Origin of the sequence: Xanthomonas arboricola, assembly GCF_002940665.1 — a bacterium.
GTDB classification, from domain to species: domain Bacteria; phylum Pseudomonadota; class Gammaproteobacteria; order Xanthomonadales; family Xanthomonadaceae; genus Xanthomonas; species Xanthomonas arboricola_B.
This window is the reverse complement of record NZ_MIGY01000007.1, coordinates 1-9929: the sequence shown is the minus strand read 5'-3', so window position 1 is coordinate 9929 and position 9929 is coordinate 1. Positions and strand designations below refer to the sequence as shown.

General features: G+C 59.0%; 10 protein-coding genes and 3 pseudogenes. 5 read left to right on the top strand and 8 right to left on the bottom strand.

What is annotated here, in order from left to right; all coding sequences use genetic code 11:
- Window positions 1-179 precede the first annotated feature (179 nt).
- The 8 genes and pseudogenes from XarjCFBP7645_RS21200 to XarjCFBP7645_RS21175 form a co-directional block, all read right to left on the bottom strand.
- A complete protein-coding gene (locus XarjCFBP7645_RS21200; RefSeq protein ID WP_104539043.1) occupies window positions 180-989 on the bottom strand; it encodes an OBAP family protein in 810 nt (269 codons plus the stop codon).
- 40 nt (window positions 990-1029) lie between these two features.
- Window positions 1030-2961 (bottom strand): annotated as a pseudogene (ligD, locus tag XarjCFBP7645_RS21195) (DNA ligase D); the annotation flags it as partial.
- A gap of 264 nt (window positions 2962-3225) precedes the next feature.
- Window positions 3226-3639, bottom strand: a pseudogene (locus XarjCFBP7645_RS22245) (DNA polymerase ligase N-terminal domain-containing protein); the annotation flags it as partial.
- A gap of 13 nt (window positions 3640-3652) precedes the next feature.
- On the bottom strand, window positions 3653-3829 hold the full coding sequence (locus tag XarjCFBP7645_RS21190; protein ID WP_082340520.1) for a DUF3606 domain-containing protein: 177 nt from the start codon (window positions 3827-3829) through the stop codon (window positions 3653-3655).
- Between the two features lie 173 nt (window positions 3830-4002).
- The gene (locus tag XarjCFBP7645_RS21185; RefSeq protein ID WP_104539041.1) at window positions 4003-4512 is read right to left on the bottom strand and encodes a ferritin-like domain-containing protein; all 510 of its coding nucleotides are present in this window, start codon (window positions 4510-4512) and stop codon (window positions 4003-4005) included.
- A gap of 154 nt (window positions 4513-4666) precedes the next feature.
- Window positions 4667-4849 carry a hypothetical protein gene (locus XarjCFBP7645_RS21560; RefSeq protein WP_146096413.1) on the bottom strand — a complete coding sequence of 61 codons (183 nt, stop codon included), beginning with the start codon at window positions 4847-4849 and terminating at the stop codon, window positions 4667-4669.
- A 203-nt stretch (window positions 4850-5052) separates the two neighbouring features.
- A complete protein-coding gene (locus XarjCFBP7645_RS21180; RefSeq protein ID WP_181126447.1) occupies window positions 5053-6126 on the bottom strand; it encodes a CHAT domain-containing protein in 1074 nt (357 codons plus the stop codon).
- A 160-nt stretch (window positions 6127-6286) separates the two neighbouring features.
- A complete protein-coding gene (locus tag XarjCFBP7645_RS21175) occupies window positions 6287-6688 on the bottom strand; it encodes a helix-turn-helix domain-containing protein (protein WP_238601168.1) in 402 nt (133 codons plus the stop codon).
- A 51-nt stretch (window positions 6689-6739) separates the two neighbouring features.
- On the opposite strand from XarjCFBP7645_RS21175, the gene XarjCFBP7645_RS21170 reads away from it, so the two are divergent.
- From XarjCFBP7645_RS21170 to XarjCFBP7645_RS21150, 5 genes and pseudogenes are all read left to right on the top strand, one after another.
- The gene (locus XarjCFBP7645_RS21170; protein ID WP_181126446.1) at window positions 6740-7501 is read left to right on the top strand and encodes a hypothetical protein; all 762 of its coding nucleotides are present in this window, start codon (window positions 6740-6742) and stop codon (window positions 7499-7501) included.
- A gap of 40 nt (window positions 7502-7541) precedes the next feature.
- Entirely contained in the window at window positions 7542-7856 is a 315-nt protein-coding gene (locus XarjCFBP7645_RS21165) for a hypothetical protein (RefSeq protein WP_104539038.1), read from the top strand.
- Window positions 7853-8227, top strand: a pseudogene (locus XarjCFBP7645_RS21160) (hypothetical protein); the annotation flags it as partial. The gene XarjCFBP7645_RS21165 and the pseudogene XarjCFBP7645_RS21160, both read left to right, overlap by 4 nt.
- A 116-nt stretch (window positions 8228-8343) precedes the next feature.
- Window positions 8344-8964, top strand: coding sequence for a hypothetical protein (locus tag XarjCFBP7645_RS21555; RefSeq protein ID WP_146096412.1), 621 nt, complete (start codon window positions 8344-8346; stop codon window positions 8962-8964).
- Window positions 8961-9281 carry a hypothetical protein gene (locus tag XarjCFBP7645_RS21150; protein ID WP_104539036.1) on the top strand — a complete coding sequence of 107 codons (321 nt, stop codon included), beginning with the start codon at window positions 8961-8963 and terminating at the stop codon, window positions 9279-9281. The genes XarjCFBP7645_RS21555 and XarjCFBP7645_RS21150 overlap by 4 nt, the downstream gene beginning before the upstream one ends.
- Window positions 9282-9929: the final 648 nt, after the last annotated feature.

The window sequence follows — 9929 nt, the reverse complement described above, 5'->3', positions numbered from 1 at the left end:
AGCGATCAGCATCGCAGTTGCTGGCTCACACGTTGGCCGATGATTGCTTCGTCGCGACTGGTATTTCAGCAGCCTGCTAGGACCTGAATCATCTGACTGCCCCCTATCAACCGACTGCGAGCGCTGCATGAGAGGAGTGCATCGGGCCTGGTCGGCCGCCCGACCGAGCATTCCTGGAGCTACCGGTCGGTCGAGCCTTTGGACGTCGCGTTCTCCTTCTGGTTGGAAGGCTCCTTATCCCGGCTCTCGGTCTCGTGAGCGTGTCCACCGCTTGGGTCTTGGATTTGGATCACCGTCCCCTCTCGCCAGGCGTCTGCGCCCGGGTCTATGTTCGGCGCAGCAATATCGGCGCGGCGCTTTCGCTTGTCCTCGCTGCTGACGCCAAGCCGCGTGTCGCGGGCCGCCACCATCGCCGGGTCCGCTTGGCCATCTTCCGTGAAGCCCATCATCAACTGCGGCATGCCTCGCGGAAGGTCTTTGTCCAAGTCGGTGTGCCAGGTGTGCCACGTTTTCCCATACGTGCGGATGAGTTTCTCCATGAGCTCATGCTCAGCCACCTCCGGGATCCCTGGTGCGATCAGCTGCCCCGATTTCACTTCTTGGACGTGGCTATGCCAGAGCGCTTTCTCCTGCTCAGGGAGGCCCGCGAATAGCTTCTCACTGATGATGTATTCCACGCCCATCAGCTTGGCGTCTTTCACATTGCCATCGTAGATGGTGCACTGAATGACATCCTCGTTGAGGATTGAGCAGTAATGATGAGCCTCCATCTGGAGCTTCATCTGACCATTGTAGAAATGAAAGCCGTCCAGGTAGGCGTTGACGGCATCGATCGGCGGCCGATCCTGCATCACTGCCGCACCCGTTTCCAAAGCCTTCGTCTTGGCCGTTTCCTCCGCCCCAGGAGCTTGGACACTGGACTCGGTGTTTCCGCCCCCGCACGCGGTTAAGACGAGGGCTGCGGCAGCGGATAGGATGGATCGACGCATCGGTTTCTCTCCCAAATCAGTATCAAGGCAGGCGGCCTGATCAAGCGTCTTGCGCCCACCGGGCCAGGTTTTGCTGGATCGTGTTGATATCCGCCCAAGGATCTTTCTTGCGTCTAGCCAACTTCGCCGGCACGTCTTTCATGGCGAAAGCATCCGCACGGGTCAGCTTGGCAAGCTCGCTCCAGGCAATGGGCATGGCCACCGGGGCGCCGGGGCGGCCGCGCAGGGAATACGACGCGACCGCTGTTGCCCCGCGGCCGTTGCGCAGGTAGTCCACAAAAATGCGTTTATTGCGGAGACTCTTGGTCGAGGTGGCCAAAAAGCGGGTCGGCTCCGATTGTGCCAACGCGTCGGCAAACCCCTTGGCGAAACGCTTGGTCAGGTCCCAATCGCACCCCGGGTTCAACGGCACCACCACGTGCAGCCCCTTGCCGCCTGACACCCGCAAGAACGACTCCAGTTCCAACTGTTCAAGCAGCTTGCGGATATCCACGGCTGCCTTTTTGACTTCGGAAAAGGGCACGTCGGGGCCGGGGTCCAAGTCAAAGACAACGCGGTCGGCGCGATCAGGCGCTTCCGCGTGGCTGCCCCACGGGTGGAACTCCAGCGCGTTGAACTGAACCAGCTCAAGCAAGCTGGCTGCATCCCTGACCACCAAGTAGTGGGCGTTGATCCCGCTGTCTTCTTTCAGCCGAACCGAGTCCACGAGCTCCAGGCCTGCGGTGTGGTGCTTCTGGAAGAAACAAGGTTTGGCTGTCCCACTGGGGCACCGGATGATCGACAAGGGGCGGCCGATAACCTCGGGCAACAAGTGGTCGATCACGGCCGTGTAGTAATCCCACACGTCCTGCTTAGTGGCCTTGATGTCAGGAAAGATCACCTTGGTCGGACTGGACAGCCGAGGCGGTGTGCGGCCTTGGGTTCCTGTCGGGGTCGTGCTGTGCTCTGAAGCGGTGCGATGCTTTGAAGCGGTGCCGTGCTTTGAGGCGCTCTTGAGCTGCTTGCCAGGGGTTTTGAGCTGGGGGACATCGGCGGGCTGTTCGACGGTGGCAGCCCTATCCGAGTCGGCCAAATCGGCCACGTCCTTGTCTCGCCTGACCGCCTTGAGCGAGGCTTGGCGCAGCAGTTGCTGCCCGCCGATGCCGCGATAAAAGACCTCCACCACGAACCTCGGCTCAAACCACGTGGCCGAGCGAAGGTCGGTGTCCTCGGTGGGAACGTAAGCGGTAGGCGTCTTGCCGCCAGCTCGGCCGACCAGTTGGGCAATTTCTTTGATCAGCACATCGGAGAAGCCTGAACCCACCCGGCCCACGTAAAGCCAGCCGTGCTTGGGGTCAGGCTTGGCCAGAAGCAACGACCCAAAGCCCGTGCGGCTGCCTTTCGGGGCCGTGTAACCCACGACAGCAAACTCGTCGCTGGCCAGCTGCTTGGTCTTCTTCCAGTCCTCGCCCCGGCCCCCGTGATAGGCCCGGTCTGCACGCTTTGAAATGATGCCTTCAAAGTGGCGCTCGCCTGCCAGCCGGTAGGCCGATTCCCCATCGCCCTTGATGTGGGAGCTGAAGGCCAAGTGCCCTTGGCTGCCCTCCAACAGCTCCTGCAGGAGTTCCTTGCGCTCCAGCAGGGGCGCATCGGCAACATCTATTCCATCGATGTGGAGTAGATCGAACAAGGCATAGGCCAAGGTGCCTTGCCGTTCTCCGGACAGGGTGGCCTGGAGAAGGTTGAAATCCTCTTTCGTGCCATTGCCAGCGATGAGTTCCCCGTCCAGTGCCCCTGACTTCAGCCCGAGGGCTGCAACGGCATCCCTGATTTCAGGAATCTTCTCGGTCCATTCCAGGGCATTGCGTGACCAAAGGCGCACCTCGCCCTCCGCAATGGTGGCCAGGATGCGGTAGCCATCCCACTTGATTTCATGCACCCATTGGTCGCCCTGGGGTGGAGCGTCACCGAGCTTGGCCAGCTGCGGTTCGAAGGGGCACTCTGGCGGCTTGGCTTTTTTGGCCTTGGTCAGCGCGGCGGCCTTCTTCGCCCAGTCCTTGCGACGGCCCTTACTTAACAGGGCCACGGCCGTGAGCTTTTTCTTGTCTGCCTTGCCAGCCCCTGCACGCTTCAGATCTTCAGGAGGCGGCGAGGTGACGTCGCCCAACAGGTCATCCGCCTCCACATCGCTGGCGAAGGCATCGTCTTCCTTGAAAAGGAGCCATTGCGGCTGCTTGGCCGGTTTGCCCGACCGGACTAGGTGCCAACCGCCTTTGAGCTTGGTGCCAAAGAGCTCGAAACGCAGGTGTCCTTTGGCGAGTTGGGCCTCCGGGTCGCCTGAGGTGGCCCAGACACCGCGATCAAACTGGGCGACGTGGCCGCCCCCGTATTGCCCCTTCGGAATCTCGCCTTCGAAGCCGGCGTAGTCCACGGGATGGTCTTCGACCTCCACCGCCATGCGCTTGACCTTAGGGTCGTAGCTGGGCCCTTTGGGAACGGCCCAGCTCTTGAGCGCATCGCCGACCTGGAGCCGGAAGTCGTAATGACGGCGGCTGGCATGGTGGAGTTGAACCACGAAAATCGCGCGCCGCCCCGATGGCAAGGCCTTCCCTGGCTCGGGCTCCTTGGTCTTGTCAAAACTCCGCTTGCGGCGGTATTCGGTGAGGGACATGCCCTACTCCCGGTTACTTGCCCAGGTGTTTACGCACGGCCGCCGCGGTTGGGCCGACGGCTTTGACCGCTGCCCGAAGCTCGTCCGCACTGACGCCCAAGGCCTTGGTCCAATATTGCAGCTCGTAGTCTTCATTGACGTTGATCCGATCGCGGTCCGGACTACCCGTGTTCTTCTTGTCATCAGTCATCGTGATCTCCTCGATCTGTGGCTATTTGCCATCGTGCTGGTGTTGCTTCTTACGGTGCTCGCTCTCTAGAAGTTCGGCACCCACGCCTATCGCAAAACCTAGGATGTAATGCAAATCAGCGCCCGTCGGGCCGTCGTAGCGCATCCGACAAGGCGCCGATGAAGAGCCAATCGTTACTTCTTCGCCTCAGCGCCCGGAGTTGCATCGCGCACCAGGAACTCTTCGGTGAGTTCTGGCAGGTGCGTCGCGAGCCAGTCGGCCATTGCTTCCTCCTGAACCAAGATCTCCTCGCACACGCGTGCCGTTTCCGGGTCACCGGCGGTCTTGGCCGCCGCGATCAGCGCGGTATAAGACGCGATTTCGAGGTGTTCGAAGACATAGCCCGCCATTGCACCCTTCACGATTTCGTCTGATGCGGTCATCCCACCCACCGCTTGGCCTAGAGCCGCCATCTTGCCCATCACGTCTTTGATCGTGGAGGGAGAACCGCCCAAACGCTTGATGCACCCCTCGAGCAACTCTCGCTGGCCGATCGTTTCTTGGATGTGCTCTTCAATCCGCGCCTTCAAGACCGGGTAGTGCTCAATGCGGGACGCCTGGCCCCTCAACATGGTCTCGGCCTGCTGTTCCATCGCATGGGCATCGCGGAGCCAATCAAGCAGGTTTTCTTTGGGTTCGGCCATGAGAATGTCCTCGTTAGATTAGGAGAAGCCGCACCCTATCCAGCCAAACATTGAGGAAAAGCGATGTTGAAGTGACGGCGGAGCGAATCCGATCTACGGAGCGTCAATTACACACGTGGAAGGATGGAGCTCAGGGACCGCGCGCCGGCTGTCCTCAAGCCGACGTCAGGAAGATACTTTGCCTTCCCCCCACCACATAACCCAGGCTCTTGATCGATTTCTTCGGCACATACATCAAGCCGGAGATCACTTTCGACCAATGCGCTCGCTGCCCCGGTCCGTCTGCCATGTGGTCGCCCTCACGTGCTCCACGTTTTCCCATGAGCTCGGTTTCCATGCTTTACGACATGCGGTCACCAAGCTCAAGAATGCCCGGGTTCGCCAAGAGGACGTGATCAACATTACGGGACGTTCGAGAACAACCGCTTCCGAGTGTTGAACCTCTATCAAACCACGGAGAACCCCGAAGAGCGGGCTCGTCGGGTGAGGGCACTGCAGAAATGATCCAGCGCCCGCCCGCTAGAAGCGTTGAGTATGGAGCTATCTACGAGGTTCGACCAAGACAAGCTGAGAGGCCTCGACACCTACTGCGGTGAATAGCTCCGGCGTCTGTTCTTCTAAAATTTCTTCCATCATCAAGGCAGCCTTCGCCTGCTGAAAGGCCCTTTCGACGGAATGCCCGAAGCCTATCGCAGAGTAAAAATAAGCAGCAAATATGCGGGCAGCATCGTCACCGATGGCCGTGTTCATACCGATGGCACAGGGAACGTGCTCTACGATGGCCTCAGCTTGCCCTCGGGAAAAGCAAGTATTGAAAAAGACCAACTGGATATCACCAGACGCCGCAACCATCGTTTGAACTAATGCTTCCTTGCGGACAACCTTGGTTCGTCCTTCCCTATCCTGGAAAAGGATCTCGTCGTCACTGGAACCATGCCCGCTAAAGTGGACCACACCCGGGTTGCATTCGTTGATGGCTTGAAGCACATCAAGGGGCTGAACGGCCCACCTGGACTCCAACCGCACAGCATCACGATGTTCTGACTTCCGAATCATCTCCAAGATCAAGCGGGCCTCTTCGTCTAGTCGAAGCTGCTGCTGATCCAAAGGGTTAGACGCGAGAAATAGAACCGTCAGCCGCTCTGGCAACTCCTGTAACCGCTGCAAAGTAGCCTCAGTGCTCCGGTGTAAATGGTCGTGGTGCGTAAGACGGCCTTGGACCCTAGACAGCTCTTGCGCGCTCGCGGCCATTGCCCGCTTACGCTCAGCATCTCTTTTCTTGTCCTCCTGGACTAGCTTCTTTTGCTCCTGAACTTGCGCTGCGGAAAGCTGCCGGTTGGCATTTCCTAATCGCTCATGCTCCCGGGCTATCTTCGTCTCAAGATCAGCTATCTTCTTTTGAATTGCGACGGCACTGCCTTCATAGCGCTGGGCCTCGCGCAGCTTCGACTGCTGTGTGGAAACAGACTTTGTCCGAGTTGCGGCCGCCGACGCATCGAACGCCTTCTTCTTCTCCCCAACGGCCTTGGTCTCTTCTCGAGATTTTTCGGTCTGGAGCCGGGCTATTTCCTTTTGATGTCTTTCGACATCCCTCCGGCGCTGGTCGACTGACATTGGATTTCCTCGATGCAGGTTAGAGGCAGTGCTCACACCAAGTCGGAACACCCGTTGGTGTCCGGTGCGGCAATATCCCTTATTCCTAATCCTAGGCTTGGACTATCTCATTGCCTGAGATTCGGCCAAGCATCGGTCATCACCGGCTCGACTATCTCCGCTATTCGCCTGAGTGCTTGCCTGCAAGATCCTTGAGTCGCTCCAAAGCCTCTTTCTGCTTGGCGACGGGCAACCCCGACACAATCAAGATGATGTCGGCCAGCACGTCGGACGTGGCGTGGAAATAAGCCACAGGCAGCTTCAACGCCTTCGCTAGTGCCTCAGCGGTCGCAGGGTCCGGGTCATGTTGCCCCGTCTCGTAGCGGCTCACTCGCGTGGCTCCCGACACTGAGTCCACCATCCCAATGCGCTCCGCCAGCTCGGCTTGGGTCCAGCCCATGGCCATCCGCGCATGGCGCAGACGCGTGCCATAGACCGTGGCCGGTGTCTTGGGTTTGGGCATCGAGAAGATTGCACGAAAGCTGAATTCCCTCAGTGTGCCGCTTGGAAGCAGGCGACTCATCTGCGATTATCGTAAATGCCGCCAGGCCGGCGGTCTACAGGGGCTTTTCGTATGAAGCACACAGGACAAGGAGCGTTCGCTGCGCTCTTGGCGTTGACGCTCGTCTCGCCGCTCACCGCCCACGCTCAAGAGGTGCCGGAGCAGAAGTCCGGCTTTTTCCGTCAACTAGGAAAGGGGTTGGCCGACACCGGCAAGCAGATGGTGGGCATCAAGCCGAATGCTGGTAGTAAGGCAGCAAACCAAGGGACGGGCTCGATTTACACGCCTATCAGTGGCGCCGGAAAACTGCCCAACCTCTTCAAGGGCGATAACCACCAGCAGGCCCAGCTTGGGAAGCTGGATTGGCCCCGGGTCGCGTTGACCTTTACCGAGTGGGGCGCTTCCCTGCCCTGCTGGACGGCGGAAGCCCGCATCTGGAGCAGCCCGACCGCCTCAAGCGTCGAGACCTTCCGCACCTGCTTCGATGCTGCAGTGACGGAAACGGACGACCTGGGTGAGACGGCGGAGCTCAATAGCGCAGCCCTGTGGAAAGGCCGGGACTCGCTCAGCGGCATCCGCGTGCCGCCCAGCAAGCCCAACACGGGCGCTCAGCGGTCCACAGGCCCCACCCCGCCGGCTCAGCCCTTCGTGGTCAACGTCAGCCGGCCCGGAGTCGCTGACCGCGCCCTGGACGTGTCGCTGCGCATCGCCTGGGTGAGCAGCTTTGTCCAGACCGCCGACCTGCACCCAGGGGCCAGCGGCCTGCTGACGCCCTTCAAAGACACCCGGATGTGGATCGCCGGGTTCAAGCCCGACGGGAACCGCGACAAGTAAGCCGGTCGCCCTCTCTATCACTCATCAGCAAAGGAACGACATGAAAAACGCACGGATCGCTTTAGTCGTCCTGACCATGGCCCTGGGCCTGACCGCCTGTGGCGGCAAGCCCTCATCTGACAACGCCAAGGAAGCCTTTGTCCGGCTGCTGCAAGACAGCGGCGCCGGCCAAGTCACCGACGTTCAGAATTTCGAGCTCACCGGCTGCGTTGAGGCGGAGGGCGTCGACGGCTACCGCTGCGATACCCGCGGCCAAGCCGTGCTCAACATCGAGGGCCGGCAGGTGCCCATTCCTGTCAGCAAAAATCTTCGCTACGTCAAGAGCGACGGCACCTGGAAGGCCTACGCCAAATGAAGACCGAATCGAATTCGATGACTGGAAAGGCAGTCGGCGCTGTGGGCGGCTTCCGCGAAGACGACGCCGTGCGCGCCGTCCCCAAGAAAGTCATGACGCCGCACAATCGTTTCTTCTGGTGGTTCTCGCTGAGCCTGCTCCTCCTGGGCCCGTTCGGTTTCATCGCCGGGCCTCTCATGGCTCGACGGGGTCTGCGGAAGGCGGAGCGGCTCTATCCAAAGGAGGCCGGCGCAGCTCGGCAGCGCGACCGAGGCTTCAGCTGGGGCCAGTGGTGGGTCATGACGCCCTTGACGGTCACCATGGGCTTGGGAGCGATGGCCATCCTGAAATCGTTGCCGATACTGTTCTTGGTGCTGTGTGCGCAGTTAAGTGACAGCACACCGATAAATGCAAATGCGTCTCATCTATTGCTAGAATGTGACCTGCCAAGCTTTTGGCGCGGCGTCGTTGGCAGCAGTTGATCACCATGGAAGAGGAAGCGTAAATCTTGGAGAGAAGAACATTTGTAAAGGTGATGGCGTCGGCAAGCTTTGCAGCCGCCTGGCTATCTAACAAAGTGAGCGCCGCTCCGGCATCGACCACGATGGCGAAGACCATCGAATCCATCAGAAAAGGGGTATCACCGAAAAGCCTCCTTTTATCAAGTGCCCCAAATGCTGTTTTCGGCGAACAGCGCGTCCCTTTGATTGTCCTAGTCGCGACACACGGCAGCCTCGCACAACTTAAGGTCCTTGCCGATGCCGATGCCGACCCGAACGCCGCCAGTTCCATCGGCCATACAGCGCTCAAAGCTGCACTGATGCGCGCGTCCGTGCCCCAAGTTGACTTCTTGCTGCAGAGGGGAGCTCGAGTAAGAGTGCCGGGACGGCACGATGAGTTGCAGGCTGCCATCATCGGCGGCAGCGAGGACTGCATAGATCTTGTCCTCGCTGAGGGGCTGCTTCCCTGCGCAACATCGATAGTGACAGCACTTCGCCTGCGGAAACATCGCCTTGCCGAAAGCTTATGGAGATCAACCACTTATCCAGCAAATACATTGAAGCAGATCCATGGTCTCGCGACTAACAACGACGATTTCGCATTTACGATCAGCAGGTGGCATCCATGACCATGATGGTGAGGTTTTTTTATGCCATCGCCGCTTTTCTAATTGGCTGGGCTTCCGAAGGCTTGCTCGGGGAATTCACCGAAGAGGTCGCAAAGGAAGGGAAATGTGTCAGGAAATATAGAGTCCAAAGTTCCGCATCGTGCATTCAATGCGGGATATGCACGGCAAAGCTTCAAGAAGTCATCGACAAAAGCGGATTGAAAGACGGTGGTTCGGCGGATGTCAGAAATGAAGACATCATTGAGTTCATGAACGAACTCAAGGAAGTCTGCCCAGCCGGGATGGTGGAAGAAACAATTGAATGCACTGAAGGATAAATAATGTTCTTAAAAGTGATTTATGCGCTATTGTTGGCTTTTGGATGCTTGGGATTGCTTGCCTATGCAGCCTTTTCGTTCAACGTTCGAAACGAACTACTCCTGATCATGCTCATGTTGCTTGGGGCGATGGTTTATCACAGCAAGCGAGACGCCTAACAAGGTAAGCATGGTGTTGGACAGACTCTCATCTGAAACCAACCAATGCGGGGCGGGAGATCTAAAACTCCACGAAAAGCATGACAGCGGCTCCCCAGGATGCCACCTGCCCTACGAAAGTCTTGGCTTTCAACTCACCGTTGGTCGGCGGATCTTTTGCTCCGACCCGCCGCGCTCCGTCGTATGGCGTGACGGCTAGCAGCGGCCGCCGGAGGGGAGCAGAGCCATACTCAGCAAGACCAACTGGCGAAGGTCTTGGTGGCGCTATCTAAGCTGGAGCCCAAGGTGCGTGCTGCGCGCGTCCAAAAGCTATTGATGCCAAACGCTGACGAATAGCGGAACCATTGAGGCGCCCCGAACCCGCTACTGAAGTGGAGTCACATGCTATACAAGCATCTGGCACGGAGGCCTAGCAGGCTGCTGAAATACCGCCCACCTCGATAGACTATTCGGTACGACCCAACGGATGCCCCTTCATGCGCGGAACCG

Coding starts and splice junctions, on each gene's coding strand:
- XarjCFBP7645_RS21200 (WP_104539043.1), bottom strand. CDS start 989: ATGCGTCGATCCATCCTATCCGCTGCCGCAGCCCTCGTCTTAACCGCG.
- XarjCFBP7645_RS21190 (WP_082340520.1), bottom strand. CDS start 3,829: ATGACTGATGACAAGAAGAACACGGGTAGTCCGGACCGCGATCGGATC.
- XarjCFBP7645_RS21185 (WP_104539041.1), bottom strand. CDS start 4,512: ATGGCCGAACCCAAAGAAAACCTGCTTGATTGGCTCCGCGATGCCCAT.
- XarjCFBP7645_RS21560 (WP_146096413.1), bottom strand. CDS start 4,849: ATGGAAACCGAGCTCATGGGAAAACGTGGAGCACGTGAGGGCGACCAC.
- XarjCFBP7645_RS21180 (WP_181126447.1), bottom strand. CDS start 6,126: ATGTCAGTCGACCAGCGCCGGAGGGATGTCGAAAGACATCAAAAGGAA.
- XarjCFBP7645_RS21175 (WP_238601168.1), bottom strand. CDS start 6,688: ATGAGTCGCCTGCTTCCAAGCGGCACACTGAGGGAATTCAGCTTTCGT.
- XarjCFBP7645_RS21170 (WP_181126446.1), top strand. CDS start 6,740: ATGAAGCACACAGGACAAGGAGCGTTCGCTGCGCTCTTGGCGTTGACG.
- XarjCFBP7645_RS21165 (WP_104539038.1), top strand. CDS start 7,542: ATGAAAAACGCACGGATCGCTTTAGTCGTCCTGACCATGGCCCTGGGC.
- XarjCFBP7645_RS21150 (WP_104539036.1), top strand. CDS start 8,961: ATGACCATGATGGTGAGGTTTTTTTATGCCATCGCCGCTTTTCTAATT.